Annotated in this window: 11 protein-coding genes and 1 pseudogene; 8 read left to right on the top strand and 4 right to left on the bottom strand. The window is 43.7% G+C overall.

Translation table 11 applies throughout. From position 1 onward, the window contains the following. Window positions 1-231: 231 nt before the first annotated feature. The 4 genes and pseudogenes from QUB37_RS00855 to QUB37_RS00840 all read left to right on the top strand — a co-directional run bounded on the left by QUB37_RS00855 (window position 232) and on the right by QUB37_RS00840 (window position 7,745). Window positions 232-1,089: a helix-turn-helix domain-containing protein gene (locus QUB37_RS00855; protein WP_333158187.1), complete on the top strand. Its 858-nt coding sequence runs from the start codon at window positions 232-234 to the stop codon at window positions 1,087-1,089. 40 nt (window positions 1,090-1,129) lie between these two features. Continuing rightward, entirely contained in the window at window positions 1,130-4,786 is a 3,657-nt protein-coding gene (locus QUB37_RS00850; protein ID WP_333158185.1) for a CHAT domain-containing tetratricopeptide repeat protein, read from the top strand. A gap of 58 nt (window positions 4,787-4,844) precedes the next feature. Next, window positions 4,845-5,954, top strand: a pseudogene (locus QUB37_RS00845) (IS630 family transposase). Between the two features lie 669 nt (window positions 5,955-6,623). Beyond that, complete coding sequence (locus QUB37_RS00840) at window positions 6,624-7,745, top strand: EAL domain-containing protein (RefSeq protein WP_333158183.1); 1,122 nt, start codon at window positions 6,624-6,626, stop codon at window positions 7,743-7,745. Between the two features lie 165 nt (window positions 7,746-7,910). Here the strand turns inward: QUB37_RS00840 and QUB37_RS00835 are convergent, their stop codons facing one another. The 3 genes from QUB37_RS00835 to QUB37_RS00825 are packed head-to-tail and all read right to left on the bottom strand — an operon-like array spanning window position 7,911 to window position 11,017. Next, window positions 7,911-8,786: an SDR family oxidoreductase gene (locus QUB37_RS00835; protein WP_333158181.1), complete on the bottom strand. Its 876-nt coding sequence runs from the start codon at window positions 8,784-8,786 to the stop codon at window positions 7,911-7,913. Between the two features lie 42 nt (window positions 8,787-8,828). Further along, window positions 8,829-9,614, bottom strand: coding sequence for an exodeoxyribonuclease III (gene xth, locus QUB37_RS00830; RefSeq protein WP_333158179.1), 786 nt, complete (start codon window positions 9,612-9,614; stop codon window positions 8,829-8,831). Beyond that, on the bottom strand, window positions 9,611-11,017 hold the full coding sequence (locus QUB37_RS00825) for an NB-ARC domain-containing protein (protein ID WP_333158177.1): 1,407 nt from the start codon (window positions 11,015-11,017) through the stop codon (window positions 9,611-9,613). The genes xth and QUB37_RS00825 overlap by 4 nt, the downstream gene beginning before the upstream one ends. Window positions 11,018-11,234: 217 nt before the next feature. Here QUB37_RS00825 and QUB37_RS00820 point away from each other — a divergent pair, with 217 nt between their 5' ends. From QUB37_RS00820 to QUB37_RS00810, 3 genes are read left to right on the top strand one after another with little or no spacing between them, the layout of a single operon-like run. Further along, window positions 11,235-12,434, top strand: a complete 1,200-nt coding sequence (locus tag QUB37_RS00820) for a hypothetical protein (RefSeq protein WP_333158175.1) — start codon at window positions 11,235-11,237, stop codon at window positions 12,432-12,434. Window positions 12,435-12,440: 6 nt separating this feature from the next. Further along, window positions 12,441-15,002 carry a GTPase gene (locus QUB37_RS00815; protein WP_333158173.1) on the top strand — a complete coding sequence of 854 codons (2,562 nt, stop codon included), beginning with the start codon at window positions 12,441-12,443 and terminating at the stop codon, window positions 15,000-15,002. A gap of 6 nt (window positions 15,003-15,008) precedes the next feature. Next, window positions 15,009-16,766, top strand: coding sequence for a GTPase (locus tag QUB37_RS00810; protein ID WP_333158171.1), 1,758 nt, complete (start codon window positions 15,009-15,011; stop codon window positions 16,764-16,766). An 89-nt stretch (window positions 16,767-16,855) separates the two neighbouring features. Here the strand turns inward: QUB37_RS00810 and QUB37_RS00805 are convergent, their stop codons facing one another. Continuing rightward, a complete protein-coding gene (locus tag QUB37_RS00805; protein ID WP_333158169.1) occupies window positions 16,856-17,479 on the bottom strand; it encodes a type II toxin-antitoxin system antitoxin SocA domain-containing protein in 624 nt (207 codons plus the stop codon). A gap of 302 nt (window positions 17,480-17,781) precedes the next feature. Here QUB37_RS00805 and QUB37_RS00800 point away from each other — a divergent pair, with 302 nt between their 5' ends. Continuing rightward, on the top strand, window positions 17,782-18,705 hold the full coding sequence (locus tag QUB37_RS00800) for a fused MFS/spermidine synthase (protein ID WP_333158167.1): 924 nt from the start codon (window positions 17,782-17,784) through the stop codon (window positions 18,703-18,705). The last annotated feature ends 346 nt before the right edge of the window (window positions 18,706-19,051 follow it).

Raw genomic sequence — 19,051 nt, 5'->3', positions numbered from 1 at the left:
GCGTGTCTTTTGGGACTTGTGAATCCTGGTTTAACTATTTCGCCCCCTTCCCACTAAACCGAGTACCGTTATAGTGGGGAGGGCAGGTGAGGACGATCGCATCCTCAAGTAATTTTGGAGAGGTCTTTCAAGAGATAAAATATGTAATCCTCGTCACAAAATTTTTTCGTAATGCTTGGATCATCAACTGTATATTGTGAGAGAATAGAAAAACCAAGGAGGTGATGTTGATTGCTACACCAGGCTATCCAAGTTCGTTTGTATCCTACCCAAAATCAACAAATACAAGTAGCTTCTACTTTTGGGTGTGCGCGTTGGTGGTCTAATTATGGTCTAAATAAATCAATTGAAGTTTATAAAAAAACTGGTAAAGGACTTGGATGCTCCCGGTTCAACACACTTTTACCGAGTCTCAATAAATTAGATAAAAGTGGATGGTTAGGTGAGTTTTACAGCAAATTATTGCAATTTAATAGGCTCAATTTAACCAGGAAATACAAATTTTTTTTGGATGGATTTGCTGGGTTTTATAAGTTCCCATATCAAGATAAAAAACAGTCATTTCAGTATCCTAAAAACGTCAAATTGGTAGCGACTACTAGGAGTTGCCGCTATAGGAAAATAAGTAAGCCGAAAATAAATAGATATAGATTAAGTGAGGGTAAAATTCATAATTCAATTATTATTAAAAAATATTCAGGGAAATATATTGCATATATACTGACTGAAATCAAAGCTGAGAACCAGACAACAAAAGAAGGTAGGATTGCGGGCATTGATTGCGGGAACTTAGTCGAAATTGATAGAGGGGTTTCCACTTCCAAACTCTGTTCTAATTGTTTCCATCCAATGACCGAGATGCCATTAGATATGAGGGAAGGGACTTGTCCTCACTGTGCTACAGATCGCGATCGGGAGGGGAACGCAGCGATAAAGATGAAAGCAGAAGGTATCAAAATACTAAAGGCGGAAGGTTCAGCCGTTTCGGCTTTAGGATGCGAGGTAAGACCAAAGCTGGGACGAAAGTCTCCGCTAAGGCACTCGCCTATGAGTACAGAAGCCCCTACTATATTCGGTACTACGATTTAGGGGTGGGTAGTTCACTTGGTTGCAGGGAAGCAGCGCTCCTATGGTTAATAGTTTAGCGGAATGCACGATGGACGAACAGCGTCGCAAAACTGATGTTAATATGCTCCAAGCGCTGCTGGAAAATCCTGGGGACTCAGGAATAGATTTGATTTTGAGGATGAACCCAAAGTCGATCGACTTTGGGTTCGTGCAAACGCTTTATTTGGAAGAAGTGGCACTGACGCGAGAAAGCTTGCTGAAAGCTGCAAAATTTTTCCAAATGGCGATCGCACCCTTAGAATCTGCAAAGGGCAATTCTAAATTGCCCGCAACCGGGGCAGCATATCTGGCTTTTTTAGCAGAAGTATTGCAGGCAGTGGCGCGCGGCGCTGATTCGCAGCACCTGTACTCGCTGCTGAGAAACAATTTAGATAAACTCGACCAGAATTTTGCACAACTGCTGCGCTGCTGGGCAAATTTGGTGTTTTCTGCTGCCAAAGAATCCGAGAGAAGGCGGATTGCAGCCCTGATCGGCAATCTGAGCAACAAAATTGGGCGGTTTCCCCTCGGCAGCAAGGCTAATAACTTGGAAATCGAAATTGCCGGTTACGAAACAGTTGCTAAGGTGTTTACCCGCAAAGACTTTCCCCAAGAATGGGCGGTGATGCAAAACAATCTGGGCAACGCTTACAGCGATCGCCCCAGAGGTGATAAGGCTCAAAATATCGAACAGGCGATCGCTTGCTTTGAAAATGCCCTACAAGTACGCACGCCCGAACAGTACCCGGAACAGTGGGCGACGCTGCAAAATAATCTGGGCAACGCTTACAGCGAGCGCCTCAAAGGAGATCCGGCAGACAATCTAGAACAGGCGATCGCCTGCTTTGAAAATGCCCTGCGAGTTCGCAGTCGCGAGGCTTTCGGGCGAGAGTGGGCGAGCACTCAAAACAATCTCGGCCGTGCTTACAGCCGGCGGCTGCGGGGCAACCGATCCCAAAATCTGGAACTGGCAGTCGCTTGCTACCACAATGCTTTGCAAGTCTACAACCGCAAGGTGTTTCCCCGGCGTTGGGCTACAACTCAAAATAATTTGGCAAATGCTTACTGCGAGTTGCTGCGGGGCAACCGAGCTGAAAATCTCGAATACGCGGTTACGTGCTATCAGAGAGCTTTGCAGGTGCGGACTCGGGAAGCTTTTCCGCAGCAGTGGGCGACGACTCAAAGGAATTTGGGTCGGGTGTTTGTCGATCGCATCAAAGGCGATCCGGTGGAAAATTTGGAAATGGCGATCACCTGCTATCAAAATGCTTTACAAGTCTACACCCGCATCAAATTTCCCGAAGCCTGGGCTTCGATCCAAACTTACCTCGGTAGGATCTACAGTCGGCGGGTGAAAGGGGAAAAAGCCGAAAATATGGAAATGGCGATCACCTGCTATCAAAATGCTTTGCTATTTTGCAACCGCCAAAAATCTCCCGAACGCTGGGCAATGCTGTGTGCCTACCTCGGCCGCGCTTTCTGCGAACACGTGAAAGGGGAAAAAAACCGCAACCTCAAAAGCGCGATCGCCTGCTATCAAAATGCGGGCGAAGTCTACACCAGGCAGGCATATCCCAACCGCTGGGCAATGCTGCAAATTTATCTCGGCAGGGCTTATTCGCAACTGACCGAGGCGGAAAACTTGTCGCACATGGAAAGCGCGATCGGTTGCTATCACAGCGCCTGTCAAGTCTACACTCGCGAAACCTATCCCCACCGCTGGGCTGAAATTTTATTTTATTTGGGTCAAGCTTACCGAGTTCGAGGCGACTTGCTTCGCGCCTACGGGGTTTTTACTGCTGCTGTCGATACTGTGGAATTCTTGCGTTGCGAAGTTGGGGTTGATACAGTCGATTTTGGCGATCAGACGAGTACCGCAAAAGTCAAATTAACCCGCACTTGGGCTGGACTCTATAAATGCCTGGTGCAAGTTTGCCTGGAACTCGGCGCCAGCCAACCTGAATATTACGCTAAGGCTCTGGAATACGCCGAACGCCACAAAAATCGGAATTTGGTAGAACTGCTGGTTAAATGCCACTTGACTCCGAAAGCCGAAATTCCTGCAGCGGTGCGAAGCGAGTTGGAGTCGCTGCGACTGGAAATAGCGGGGGAACAGCGGCACCAAGAACAGGGAGAACCTGAGCCGAACACGACCTTGATTTCTGAGGGCGATAGCCAAGGTTTGAACAGCGGTTCTCTGCTGCCGAACTCGGACTTCATGCACTTAAATCAATTGTGGAAGCAGTTTGATAGGTTGATTGCGCGGGAGGTGCAGGCAAACGACCCTTTCTTCAGCCTAGCTCACAAAGTTGAACCGATCGCTTTCGAGCAAATTCGCCAATTGTTGCCTGATGACAATTGCGCTGCTGTGGTGTGGGCGAGTTTGGGGGAGTTGCTGGTTGCTTTTGTGGTGGTAAAGAGTGCACAATATCCGGCCGTTCACCTGTGTTCGTCGGAAAATGCTTTGGCTGTCGAAAGTTGGGCCCAGGAGTACCTCAGCGCTTATTCTGAACAAAAAGGTCGCTGGATCAATCATCTCCCGGCTCGCCTCAAACGCTTGGCTACGATGCTGGAAATCGATCGAGTGGTGGCGCTGATTCCCGATAATTGCGATCGGCTGATTTTTGTGCCACACCGATTTTTACACGCTTTGCCACTCCACGCTTTGCCTTTGGCGGGGAGAGACGGGTTTGAGGATGGTGGGGGAATTTTTAGGTCTGGGTGGAGCGATCGCAGCGGTTTTGATCTGGAAACCTACACCCTTTCGGATTTTTCTCAAAGTTCGTCTTTTGGCGACGTTGCAGCGCCTGCTGCTTATTTGATCGATCGATTTGCCGGAGGAATTCGCTATGCTCCTAGCTGTCAGCTATTGCTGTTGAGACAAAGTGCACACGGAGCGGCTATTGGTCGGTACAGCCCCGGTTTGCAGCAGCTTTTGGCAATTCCAACTTTCACCAGAGATGCGTTCTATAGCAACATTGAAATCGGCAATATTTCCCAGTATTTTACCAGTACACAAGTTGTGCGCCATAAGCCGGCAATTAAAGAGGCTTTTTCCCAACAAATGTCTGCTAATAATGGGAATTCGCCCCAGAAAACAGTGCAGTTGCAGCAGAAAAAATGCGCTCACTTTGCTTGTTTGAGTTTGCTTAATTTAGCTGGGTCTCTGAAATCCGCAGTGTTTTTGAGGAATGATTCTCTGAGTTTGGAGGAAATTTTTAATCTGGATTTTCGGCAATATTTTTTAGTTACTTTATCGGGTTGCGAAATTGCCGCTGGCGGAGTTAGCGGTGCTGGAGGAGATTTTGTGGGTTTGTCGGCGGGTTTGTTGTATGCTGGCACGTCTAGTGTGGTTAGCAGTCTTTGGAAGGTGAACGATGTTTCTACGCTGCTAATGACGAGCAAGTTTTATGAAAATCTGGGACGGTTTTCTCGGTTGCAGGTGGGAGATGTGGCGATCGCGCTGGCGGACGCTCAAAGGTGGCTGCGGGATTTGACTAGCGAAGAATTGGAGGTGTTGCTGGCGGATTTTCAACCTCAAATTTCCCAAATGTTCGATCGGCTTTCTCAAAGTTCTCGCCTGATTGCGGAGGCTTCTTTGCAGCAAATTCGCAACCGCAAACCCTATCCTTTTGCTAATCCTTATTATTGGGCTGCTTTTACTGCGACTGGGGTTTAAGCTGTTGTACCTTTAAATAGGGTATAATAAAATTTTAGTTTAGTCGGTTCCTAAAAAAATACCCGCCAAAAACCATCTCAATCCCAAACAAATAGAGAAACTACAAACAGCCTTAAGAGAGAAAAAAAAGCAAATGTCAGAGAAAGAATTCTGATTCTATTATTGCTCAATGACGCTAAAACACAATCTAACATCGCTGATTTTTTGGGTTATTCAGTCAACAAAGTATCTTATTGGTGTATAAATGGAGACCCCGACAATCTAGAAATCTTAATAGATGAAATGATGAAGGAAAATCACAAAAAAGCCACCGATAAATATATAGATATGTTATTATAGGCCATAGAAAAAGAGCCTCAATAATTAGGATATAATTTTGGACGATGGACAGCGCAGAGATTAGCAACATACTTAGAGGAATCCACAGGAATAAAATTAATTGGAGGACAAGTTCGGAGGATATTAAAGCAAAAAAAGTAGGTTTACATCTGGGCTAAGTATAGCCTAGAGTCGAAGATAAATCCCGAAAAAATAACTGCGTTTAAAATAAAGATAGCCGAATATTTAAAAATAGGAAAAGAATCGCCAGAACGTTTACAGGTGTGGTTTTGGGACGAGAGTGGATTTAGTTTAAGAGTCACCATCAGAAAGAGCTGGTGTAAAAAAGCAGCCGAAAAAAGGTCTGAGGAGACCGGAGAAAAGGCAGAGTTAATGTAATGGGAGGAGTGAGAAATTCCGATAAAAACAAGTGGTAGAGTTCCTCAACAAAGGCAATTCATATAATTTTTATCAAGTGCTAAAACTCTTTTATGAAGAGCTAATTAATGAATGGATATCAGCAGGTAATTAAGCCTCAGAATTTGCTGAAAAAGGAGCGAAAATAGTGATTGTTCTGGATAATGCTAGTTTTCATACGAAAGAAGAGTACCTGAAAATAATTGAAACACAAATGCCTAACCGACCTTTAGAATTCCTCCCCGAATACAGCCCCGACTATAACTTAATTAAATTAGGATGGCATTCGGCAAAAGAATATATTGTCAATCGACTTTTTACATCTATTGAAGAGCTAGAGTATTTATTGCACCGCCTCTTAAATCAAGGGCAATTAATAATTAAATGGGATCGCAAAATCAAAAATAATGGTAATGCTTGTATCACAGTTTAAATGTGCAACAGCTTAATGTTTTAGGCATTAATAAGGCCATATATGACTCCTCTATCACCTACCGAAACTGGTCTAAACTAACTATGTTATTCTACCACGAATATAGTCTGTATACTTACGCGGAGCTGTACTAGGATGGCGGCAAGTGGTAGAATAGTTCCGAGAGCTTAATTCCAATCCGGTCATCCCGATTATAAAATTAAATTGGATATTCCCCAGCCAGTGAGTGTGTTTTGGGCGATCGTCCGGGTGTGTATATTTGTGGTACGCATAAATTAGTCGATCGGGCGATTCCCTACGGGATAGCTGCGCTTCACGAGCGTGTTAATTCCCCTTTGCTAAAAAATTAACTGTAGCGGCTGTTTTGGCAAAGGGAATTATAGAATAAGGCGTAAAGAATAAGAGCAGCAATAGAGAATAAAGAGCAAGTCTTTGCGTTCTCACTGTGTGAGAATTGGGGAATGTGTTCACTGAGACGTACTTGTTCTATACTGAGAGATTTTGCCAAGATTTGAAACCGGAGGCAAGTATAAATACTGCAATAATTCTTAAATACAAGTTCATTAAGATTTACATCTTGAGATAGATGTATTAATAGCTGAATGAGCTTATAATAATAATTGATTCCTAATTAATCTAATATTAACCCGAAAACCGGAGGATATTCCAATGCAAATAAGTGGCAAAGCCTTCGGCTCCTGCTCTCGCTGCGAAACAGTACCCGCAAAAATAGAGGGCAGCGGAGGTCTATACTTGTGGTTTCCAGTATCGCACACGCTGAATAAGGTTATTTCTGCACTGACCAAGGCTAAACTTGAATTCCGGCTGTTAGAAGAGAGCAAGTGTTTGTACATTATGCTTGAGGCAATAGCAAAAGAAAAGTTTAATGCCCTAGCATCATCTGTGCTAACAACTCAAGAGCTGAAAGAGACAAAAGTTTTGTGGATGCGGGAAGTTGAACAGCCGAAACTTAGCGATTTTTATCGCAGCACTTCCTTAGACTCTTTTATTAACTTCAGCAAGTCTGATTGGCTGTTAGATTTATTGTCCGAAGAACGCATTACTACGCATTTTCAGCCCATTGTTTATACCTCAGATACTTCTAAAATTTTTGCCCACGAAGCGCTGCTCCGAGGAATTGACGAGCAAGGAAACTTAATTTATCCGGGTCGAATTTTTTCCCAAGCAGAATCAGCAGGCCTAATTTTTCAACTAGATGTTTTAGCCCGGACTCGCGCTATCCGCGAAGCCCAGGTTTACGATATCAAAGAACTAATTTTTATTAATTTTTCTCCCACTTCAGTTTACGATCCCGCTACGTGCCTGCGAAGAACAGTACAGGCTATTGATGAAGCGGGAATCCCTCACAGCAATATTGTTTTTGAAGTAGCGGAATCTCAACACCCTCCTGATATCGATCACTTGATTAATATTCTGAGGTTTTACCGAGAAGCTGGATTTTTAATTGCCCTGGACGATTTTGGCAGCGGTTCTTCTAATTTAAATTTGATGCACCAACTGCATCCAGATTTTATTAAGTTGGATATGCAATTGATTCGCAACGTCCATCAAGATTATTATAAGGCTCTCATTACGGAAAAGATGTTAGAAATTGCCGCTCAATTAGAAATTAAAACTGTTGCTGAAGGTGTGGAAACTTTGGAGGAGTTTGAGTGGGTGCGGGAACGGGGAGCAACTTTTGTTCAAGGTTATTTGATTGCTAAACCGACTTCTCCGCCGATCGCAGTTACGAGCTATATTGGTGCTGAACCAGTACCTATTTCTGCTTAAATGGTTTCCAGTTGCTATTTGGCGCTACATTTGCTCGTTCCCAGGAAGAGGCTGGGGACGCATATATGAAAGCTCTGCCTCCATTAAAATGAGATAACGATTTGGAGGCAGAGCCTCCCGATATTCATTACCAGGCACAGCCTGGTAACGAGAATTACTAGCATTTTAAACGCTCAAATTGCGTCGCAAAAAGCTTTCTAAGGATTCCATTCTCATGCTGTAGATTGATTCCAAGTTTTGCACTTCTTCGGGAGTGCAGAAATACTCGTTACCCAGCAATACTCTCAAAGTTCCTAAGTCTTTTTGAGCTTGAGGATTCAATAAACCCAAGGCATTTCTCAAACCGTCAAACACCATCAGTGGCGGGTTGATTACCATCGGTTCGCGCTTGAATAATCGTCCGAAAATGCGGGGAATGTCGTCTCTTGTCAGCACATCCGGGCCACCGACTCGCAGAATTTGGTTGCGGGCGCCTTCGACTGTTGGCGAGTCTGCTGCAATCTTTGCTAAGTCGTCGGTACTGACAACAGAGGTGCGGTTTTTACCGTCGCCAATCAGCAGGTAAAGTCCGGTTTCTCGAAATCTTTCTGCTAGGGGTAACAAGCTGGAAGCAAAACCGGCAGGCCGCAAGATTGTATAATTCAATCCGCTGTTTTGCAGGTATTTTTCTACTTCTCGCTTGGCTTTGAATACTGCGGAATCTTCGTATCCTCGATCGACTCCCAGTACCGAAATAAAGACAAAGTGCTGCACTCCCGCTTCTTTGGCGCAGTCGATTAATTCTATGTTAGCGCGGTAGTGTACTGCTTGAACATCGCCGCCGGTGCCGTGGCTGCTGATGATGTACTGCACTCCTTGGCAGGCTTTTTTAATATCTTTGTCTTGTTTTAAGTCGCCAATAAAAATCTCGGCGCCTCGGTTTTCTAGTTCTGAGTAGCGAGATGCGAGGCGAACGAATGCGCGGACAGGCTTCTCTTGCTGTCTGATTTCTCGTACAATTCGGCGGCCTAGTGCGCCTGTTGCTCCGGTTACTAAGAACATGATTTTTAGTTGTTGGTTGTTATTAACCTTATAACTTATAAATCAAATTTCGACAATTACGGGGGCGTGGTCGCTGGGTTTGATTAATTTTCTGGGAGCAATGTCTATTGTACAGTTTTTTGCTTGTTCGTACAGGGGAGGGCTGAGATAATGGTGGTCGATTCTCCAACCATTGTTGCGGGGAAATGCGGCAGCGCGGTAGTCCCACCAGCTATAATGACCGCCTTCTGTGGTGAATTTCCGAAAGGGGTCGTTTAATCCTAATTCTATGATTTCTGTGAGTGCGAGGCGCTCGGCAACAGACAAGCCGACGGAGTTAGCATTGGCTTTGGGATTGTGGATATCTCGATCGTCCGGGACGATGTTGAAGTCGCCGCAAATGCACAAGTTGGGGAATTTATCTAGTGCTATTTTGAGGTATTCTTGCAGCAGTTTGAGCCACTTTAGCTTGTACTCATATTTCTCGCTGCCAACTTCGGAACCGTTGGGAACGTATACGCAAATAATGCAAATATCGTCGATAATCCCGGCGATGAGGCGTTTTTGTTCGTCAAAAATACCTGTGGTTTCGTCGCCGAGAAGGGGGGCAAATCCGCTGCTGATTTGCGTTAGGGGCGATCGGCTAAAAATGGCGACGCCGTTGTAGGATTTTTGACCGGAAATGTAGCAGTTGTAGCCAAGGTTGGTGAAGGGTTCTAGGGGAAAGTCTTTATCTGGAACTTTGGTTTCTTGGAGGCAGAGAACGTCTGGGGAGTTTGTTTGCAACCAGCTAGTAACGTGTTCTATGCGGGTGCGGATTGAGTTGACGTTCCAGGTAGCGATTTTCATTTTTTGTTGGTTATATACTCTCTGATTACGGGCGCGATCGTAAAGTGCGATCGCCCGTTTTGTTTTACTGTTTCAACTAATGACCGCCGTCCTAAAGATTGCATGACTTTCAAGAGTTCTGGCGGTGATAGTTGGAAGTTTTCTGGTATTTTTGAGATGTCGGCTGGTTTGGGGGTATTGGCTAGCCATGCGATCGCCTGTTGTTCGGATGCTGTTAGGCGATCGAAATGCTGGTGCAGAAGTGATTCTAAGTCACCTAAGAATAGGGTATCATAGGAGAGGAATTCGGAAACGCTACCGCCGAATAAGTCTTGAATCAATGTGGCAACTATATTTAACCATAAGGGATTGCCTCGGTAAAGGTCGATTAGTTCTGACCATTTCTCCGGTTCAGCTAAACCTTTTTCTCTGAATATTTCTTGTGCTTCCGCACCTAAACCGTTGAGTTGCAGGGATTTGCAGGGGCGGTTTTCGCCTTCTAAGGCGGCGATTTCTCTGGGTTTTTCCCAACTCAGGAGGATTAAGCAACTGTTGTGGGATGATTCTGTTAGTTGTTTGAAGAATGCGCCGTAATTTTCATATCCTGGTTCGTAACTTCCTGCGAGTTGTTGGCTGCTGAAAATGGTTTGGATATCATCGAGGATGATGAGACAGCGGTGCGATCGTAAATATTCTAGTAGGGGCAATCCCCCCGTGGTTGCCCTTTCTTCAGGATAGGGAACGGGCACGGGGACACCGCCCCTACAGGATTTAATTAAGTCGGTTTGGAGTGATGCCAGGGGTGGAGAGTTGCGGAGGCTTCGCCAGATGATGCGATCGAATTCGTGTTGAATTTGTGAGATTAGTTGGAGTGTAATGGCGGTTTTGCCAATACCGGATAAGCCTAAAATGGTGATGAGGCGGGTGCGGCCTAAAATCCAGTTTTCGAGCGTGGTGAGTTCGGATGTGCGGTTATAGAATAGGTTGGGTTCTGGTGCATCAGCTAAATCTAAATGTATTTTCCGTTCGGAATTGCTTGTTTTTTCGTTAAATTTATTCTTGTCTTGCGGTTCAGATTGTGAGACTTCTGGGGAGGGCAAACTTTCAGAAGAGAGGTTGCCAATATGGATACAGCCATTCCCGACGAGTGAGACAATATTAGAAGCTTGTAAATTTTCCAGTTTGGCTCTAAAATTTGCTTTAGATACTTGTTCCTTGCCTAATGCAACTGATAAAAGTTTCCATAATTTAAAGCCAACTTCTTTAACGTATTTCTCTGAACGGTTGTGATGCTGTGCAATTTCTTTATATTTCTGATTGTCCCAAGCACCGCGTAATATAGCTTTTTGCAGACTATCTAAATGTTTTCCCGTAGTAGTCAAAGCTAGATGGTCTACAAATTCTAAGGCTTCTTCAACGTCCATCGGTCAGGGAGATGCAAGGGGTTGACCTGATTGTAACCCAACTAAATATGACTTTTTCGCTAGCAACCAACTAAATGTGACTTTTTATGACCTAGTTGGGATGGAAAACAACTACTAAATATGACTTTATATGGCTTGACAAGTTTTGGTATTTAGGAAAGAATTTATACTTAAGACAACAAAACGTTTTGCTAAGCGCTACCGTTATCTACCTGTTATGACACAACCGAATATTTTGGAACTCGCGAAACAGGGAGATGCAAAGGCGATCGCGCTTCTGCTGAACCGCCAGCTACAAGCCAAGGGCATCACCGCCGCAGCTTCCCTTAAGGATGGTTGTTTACAGGTGATGCTGGAATCGGCAGAAGCGCCTAGTCAGCAAGTCTTGGCCCCGTGGGTGAGTAAGTCGATCGCTGGTTTGGGGGCTCCATCAATTGAGAAAGTGAAGGTTTACGGGCGACAGACGGGCGCAAAGGTGCCGGCGTGGAGTCAAGAGTTTGAAGTGGCGGGGCTAAAGTTGCCTGTCGCAAATGTCACAGAGGGGCGGGCAAGTTCTAGTGATCATACGGAGTCAAATCAGCTTAGTTTGAAGGAACGGGCTAAGCTTGGGGATGTGGAGGCGATCGCCAGTCTGTTAAATCTGCCGTTACAGAATAAGGGGATTACGGCGACGGCGAGTTTGCAAGATGGTTGTTTGCAGGTGATGCTGGAGGGCGATCGGGTTCCCGATGAGGAAGCGGCTGTTAGGATTGTCCGCAGGGAGTTGACGAATTTGAAGGCGGGGGCGATCGCATCTGTGAAGGTTTACGGGCAGCAGGCTGGTGAGGATTTTCCGGCTTGGAATCGAGAGTTTGAGCTAAAGGCAGAGGTTAGTTCAGATTCAAAAAAATTATCAACAGATAAATTTGCAAATTTGACTGATCTATTGACTCCGATTATTGATTTGCTTAGAGAACGAAAATTTAAAGAATTGTTAGACATCTGCAAAAATTATCTTAATGAAAATCCCGATCGTCAAAAACGTTTGATTGTAGTAGGAGTTATTGTCTTAGCAACTCTAACCTTTAAAGGAATACCTTTTTTAGGTTTTAATCACAATATTAAAGGCTCACTAACACTTAAGGATGACTTCTTCGGTGGAGTGGGTCAGTTTTGTAATGGAAAAGGAGGTTACGGGGATATTAAAAGTGGTAGGCAGGTGCTAGTAAAAGATCATAAAGGAGAAACCATTGCGACTGGAGAGTTAGGCATAGGTAAAATAATATCTGATAACTACTGCCAATTTTCTATCGAAGTGAATGGTATACGAAAAGCAGAGTTTTACACAATTCAGATCGGTAGGCGAGGCGATTTGACATATTCATATCAAGAGATGGAGGATAAAAACTGGGAGCTAAACGTGTCTTTGGGTGATTGACTTACTGTGACCAATCCAAATATTGAAGAAATTAAAATGTCCGACCTAATCTCAAAAAATACTGAACACCTAGACTACCCATTACTATTAGTCACGCACATGGTCTGTGCAGATCAGCAGATTCACAGTGAAGAGTCGAAAGCACTACGCGAACTAGCAACGCTGATCGGCGCTTCTCAACGCACTCTCGCTGAGATGGAAAAAATTCTTGCTCAAGAGGAAAGCCAGCTTTCTGTAGAGGATTTAGCTCCGAAAGTATCGCCCGGTGAGCAAAGTGAGGCTATGTCACAAATGTTGGCGATCGCCTATGTTGACGGTTTCTGTTCAGCATTAGAACGCCAGATGGCGGAACAAGTAGCAGGGATTTGGAACTGGCCAACGGGAGAAGTACAGCGACAGTTGGCAGAAGTTGGAGCCTTCACTGATACCCGATTCATAGGCGAACACAACCAACAACAGAAAGTCTCTTTCAGTGCGCGTTTCCTTGCAGGGGCTGATTCTCTACTTTCACGCGCATTGGTGGATAATGTAGCAAAGCTCACTGGGAGTGAGCAAAAAGTTGAGCAAATACGCCGGGAAATCCTGTTAACGGGGCCAGAATATGATGAGGCGATTCGTCAGTGTGCAGTCATCGCTGATGAAGATTACAAATTTGCCGAATTAGCACTTAAAAGAGCTTTACTAGCACTTTCCAATTTGGGCAAAAATATTCAAGAGGCTATCGAAGACATCAAACATAAAACAGGTGGTATAGGTCAAGCTACTACTGCTAAGGAAGTCGCAAAGCAACTTGAGGATACTAGAAACTCTCTGAGTGCCGAGATTATTAAAGAAATTGAGAGTGTACGGGAGTCGCTTCGGGCCAAGGAACGCGCTCTCAATCATTTCAGCATCACATTTATGGGCAGAACTAAGGCGGGAAAAAGCACTCTTCATGCCATAGTTACAGATGATGGATGGGATGCGATCGGTGTAGGTAAGCAGCGCACAACTCGGTTTAATCGGGTGTACGAGTGGAAGAATATCCGCATCATTGATACTCCTGGGATTGGCGCTCCCGGTGGCAAAAGTGATGAAGAAATTGCTAAAAGTATTATCGACGAGTCAGATGTGATTTGTTATGTGGTCACAAATGACAGCATCCAAGAGAGTGAGTTTGCTTTCTTGCGCTTATTAAAAGAAAAAGCAAAGCCATTAATTATTCTACTGAATGTCCATAATAACCTGCGCGACTCTCGCCGGTTGGAGCATTTCTTAAAGAACCCCGATAAAATGTTTGTGATGGATGGTCAAAGTGGTCTAGGCGGACACATTGACCGTATCCGTCGGTACGCTCAAGAGCATTATGCTAATGACTATTTCAATATTGTTCCTGTGATGCTGTTGGCGGCGCAGCTTTCCCGCGAACCAGAACACGCAAAGAAGAAACAGGAGCTTTTTAAAGCAAGTCGGATGCAGGATTTTCTTGATTTAATTCGTGTATCTCTGGTTAATCATGGCGCAATTCGGCGCTCTCAAACTCTTCTAGGTTCTACCGTAGGCGCAATTTATAATCCTTATAAGTGGGTAAATCAACAAGCTTTGGTCTATGAAAAATTGACAGAGACGCTGAAAAATAAACGTCAGACGATCGAAAAGCAAATCCATAGAGCTGGAAGGGACAGCCGTGAATCTTTACAGCAACAAATCGTATCAATTTTTCAAGATGCTATCAATGCTATTCCATCCTTTGCTGAGGCTTATTGGGAATCCAAGGAAAATCAAATGAAGTCTGGATGGGAACAAAAATTAAAGTCTATCCGATTTGAGGAACGCCTGAAAGCCGCATATCTAGAGAATGGCGAAAAATTTAACCAAGAAGTTCAGGAAGTTCTTGAAGAAGTCGGAAATGAATTAAAACTGATTGCTCAACTAGAAGGTGGGAACTTTCAATTTGTTGAGCAGGATTCAAAGACTTTCAATAAACTAGCTTTTAAAATAGGTAGCATTCTTCTGATACCTTTAGCAGGACTAGCTTTAACACCTCTTGGTTTACCTGCGCTTGCTGCGACTGCAATCGTAATGGTTAGTGGTTTGATGATAAATTGGCTTGCCGATCGCTTTAAATCAAAAGATCAAAAGCGTGGCGAGGCTGTTAAAAACATTTCAACTTTACTAAATGAGCAATTGAGCAAGCATAAGCAAGCCACCCTCAGAGACGCTGAGGCTAACTTCAGCAAGTTTTGTGATTCTGTTGCCGTGAATATTGATGCCTACTTTGAGGAGTTAATTAAAAGACTAGATGAACTCGCGACTCACCTTGAAGAAGCAAAAAAGAAGTTATCAGGTACAGAAAATTATCTAAATCGTGCTTATGCCAAGCGAATTATTGACTGGTGTGTTGAAGAAAACGAAACTCTAACAGATAAGCGTATCAATGAAACCATTGCCAAAGTTCAGCGAGATTTCGGGCGTAACATGAAAATTGTTACAAAATCCAAAGTTCAGCGACTAAAATCACTAGAGGATATTAAACACATCCTTCAAGAGGATATTTCCTTTTATCTCAAATCTACCAAAAATAACTAAACTATCATGACTCAGAACAACCCCAACTTTAAAGCGGCTGATGTCGGTGCTTATTTCAAGAAAACGCTAGTAAAATTTGACAATGTGCTGGCTCAGGGAAACACAGCCGAACTAACAGCGATTCGCAAAAAAGTGCGCGATGAGTTAAAAGAGTATCGAGAGCAGGGGATTCTCGGAGTAGCTTTTGTTGGTCAGTACAGTGCAGGTAAATCAACCCTCATTTCTGGCATGACAGGACGGCGCGATATCCGCATTGATGCTGATATTGCTACTGATCAAACTACCAATTATGATTGGAACGGCATCAAGCTAATTGATACGCCTGGACTTTTTACAGACCGCCAAGATCACGATGAGATTACTTATGATGCCATTAACAAATCAGACTTGCTGGTTTTTTGCCTCACCTATATGCTCTTTGACTCATTGACAGCAGAGAATTTCAAGAAGTTAGCCTATGAAAAAGGCTATCGCTGGAAAATGATGCTGGTTATTAATAAAATGTCTGATGAAGCAGGAGAAGAAGAGCAAAAAATTGCCAACTACCGCAAAAGTCTTGCTGATGCACTGAAACCTTACAGTCTTGATGAATTTCCGATCTGCTTTATCGATGCCAAAGACTACTGTGAAGGAATTGATGATAAAGATGATTTTCTGACGGAAATCAGCCGCTTTCCAACCTTTATTGATGCTCTCAATCAGTTTGTAGAGCGTCGTGGCTCCCTTGCTCGTTTTGATACACCTGTCCGAATTGCTCTAAGCTGTATTGATAATGCTCAGTTGAGCTTTACTCGCAACTCTAGCGAAGATTCGGTTTTTTTTGAAGTGCTGCACCGTTTATCTCGTACAGTACGGAAGGAACGTGAACGTTTACATACCAAAGTTAATAGTATAGCACTGCTCCTCTCCTCAGAAGTTGTCAATGAAGGCAGAATTCTAGCCTCAGCAGTTGGTGGCCAAGATAACTTTGAGATGCTTAATAAACAGGCTGAAATTAAGGTACAACAACACTATGAGAGAGCTGGACGCGAAATGGAACAAGCTGTGAATACAGCAATCGAGTCAATACAAGATGAAGTTAAAGAGGTACTGCAAAGCAACCTAGTCCAAGCATTTGTAGCACGTTTAGCACTCACTCAAAAAGTATCAGCTCAAAATGTGAGGTCAGGAGTAGATGTTGAACAGCTTAAGAGTCAAGTTGAGGGACTTCTGGAAATTGGTAAGACAGTAGGGCTTAATCCTATCGAATTGGCGACGAGAGCTGGCTGGACAAAAACAGCGGGCGATGGATTTTTACGCTCTATGGATGTGGTAGGAAGCAATCTCCATAAAACTGTTTTGACTGTCGGAGAATTTATCGGCTTTAACTTTCGACCTTGGCAAGCAGTCAACATTGCGAAAGACATTGCTAATGTCGCTATGTTTGTAGGCCCTCTTCTAACATTAGTTTCAATCGGAGCGGAATTTTATAAAGCCAAACAAGAACAGGAGCAAGAGCAGAAAATGGCTGAGGCTCGAAGCGAAATTACAAGTCAGTTTATCGCGATAGCTCAAAACCTCGAAAATCAACTTGAAGGGCAGTTGCGAGAATTTGAGCAACAGGTTTACGGAGAGATTGAGAAGCAAATTGCAGCCGCTCGCCAGAAGGAAGAGGAAGTGATTTATGCTTCTAATACTTGGGTAAAACAACTGGCAGAAATCCGTAAGGATTTTGACGTGATTATCCAGTACATCACGAAGGCAACAGCTAATCCGAATACTTGAAGCTGAAAAACAGCGATCGCCCTTACGTCCCAAATTGTCAAAAAGCGCGTGAAGCGTAGCTATCCCGTAGGGAATCGCCCTCACTTATATTATTTAGAGAAAACACGACCAAAATAATATTTTTTCATCGACTCTTGAGAAATAATCGCATCACAAGATTCGTCTCTCGGCAAATCCCCTCTCGCTTCCAGCCAAGGCATTTCACTGCAAATCATTCGTTCCAAAGTTTCATCATCATACTCAAAATATGCCTCGGCAACTTCTTCGATAAATTGCCCAATTTTTTGAGGAAGTTTCGGTTGTTCAATTTTCTCTGTAATTGGTTCCCAACTAAATTGGCATTGATACTTCTCCAATAAATCAGGAATAACTGGCCCGTGAACCCAGGCTTGAAAATCTGCATCAAAGAGTGGCTTGCCGTAAACTCCTAAATACCAAGCTTGAGCGTAATACAGGAGTTTTTGTAGCTTGTAGACGTTGATTGCTACATTAGTATACGAAGCTAACCAAATCAAAGCATTTGCAATATCTCGATCGCTGATTTTTTGCGAATTAGTTGGAACCGCAACAACTTTCAGTTGACCTTCGCCTATCTGTTCCAATAGTTCAGAAACTGACAAGTTAAATTCTCCGGCAATTTGCTCAACTTTTTGCCATACAGGAGAACTTACAGTTATTTGATATTCAGTTGTTATTGAGGTAGCTTGGGTCATGGCAGTTTTTAGAGCCGACTTAAATGATTGTAGCAAACAGTGCGGAATAATTACCTAATAGCGATCGCCCTTACGTCCCAACTTGTCACAAAGTGCGTGAAGCACAGCTATCCCGTAGGGAATCGCCCCTACATGAATTATTCAAACTAACTCCGACACACTCAGGCGCCCTTCTACGGGTTCATACTCATCGTAACTGCTCACCGCAGCGCAGTTGCGGTGAGCAGTTACGCATATTTTGGGTTAAAGTTAAGATGCCTTTACCCTGAATCTAAAATCTAAAATCTAAAATCTAAAATCGTATGACTGATTATAAAGGCGATCGACAAACTAGCAATTTAGCAGCTATTCACCAACAAATCAATTGGCTTGAGCAACAGCCAGACGGCTTCCTATTTCAACAAAACTCCGGCGACAACTGCATCGCCGTAAAAAAAATAAACTCAGTGCTCTTACTGCTTTTAGCAGACAGAGAAACCTTAATCACAAATGTAGCTCAATCAATCCTAGACCTCAACAATCCACTAAATTTAATCTTTCCCTATTCCCAAGCCGTGCTGCTAGCATTAGTCTGGAAAACTCACCCAAAAAAAATCTATGTAATTGGATTTGGTGGCGGCACCCTCCCCAGAATTTTCCACCATTATTTCGCTAACGCGATAGTCGAATGTACAGATATTGACCAAAAAGTAGTCGAAGTAGCTAAAAAATTTTTTGGCATTCAATTCGACGACAGACTCAAAGTAGCCATTCAAGACGGGCGCGAATATCTAGCCCAACAAGATTCCACAGTAAAAAACGATATAATTATCGTGGATGCTGGTTTTGGCAGCGGCTATATGCCCTATAAATTGGTGACACAAGAATTTTACCAACTGTGCAAAACTCGCTTGTCAAGCGCAGGTGTTCTAGTTGTCCACCTGTTCCACAAACAAGAGTTTAATGCGGCAGCGGTGAAAACGATTCAAACTGTGTTCGCACAAATTTATATATGCAATTTAGAAACTGGCAACAGCGTTGTCATTGCGACTAATGCTCCCGATTTAGCTAAAAATGAAATTTTCTTGAAAGCCGAACTTATTCAAGATTTCCACAATTTAGGATTTTCCTTAATAGAAATGTCGCTCCAGCTAAAAAAAGTAGCCCAATTCCCGGAATGGGTGAAAATTTGGGAAACGCTGCCAATTTTTACAGATGCTGAAATACCCGCCGGATATTTGGACTGATAAATATACACAATTAGGGCTGTTAACGGAATCCGACAAAAAACTCTAATTGTAGGGTGCTTATGGGGGCACCATCGGGGTGTAGGATGCTTATGGGCGCAGCATCGCTATGTCTGTAGCAAATCCCAATCAGTCCACAGTTGATACTACGAAACATCGCTCTAAAAAATACTTGACAGTGAAAATCTGGCGGTGTATTATAGAAGTAGTGCAAACAATTAAAAATATGAGACTAAAAAGTTGGGAGTCTCCTCGCAGCGAGGGCAGAAACTCCAAAGGCAAAGGCGGCTCAGCCAGGGCTCGGCAACTCAAAAAGCAACAGCAAACTCTGCGAAAACAGTTAAAA

The organism is Microcoleus sp. AT3-A2, assembly GCF_036705685.1.
GTDB lineage: Bacteria > Cyanobacteriota > Cyanobacteriia > Cyanobacteriales > Microcoleaceae > Microcoleus.
The sequence above is the reverse complement of the archived record's forward strand: the minus strand, read 5'-3'. Positions and strand labels throughout refer to the sequence as shown.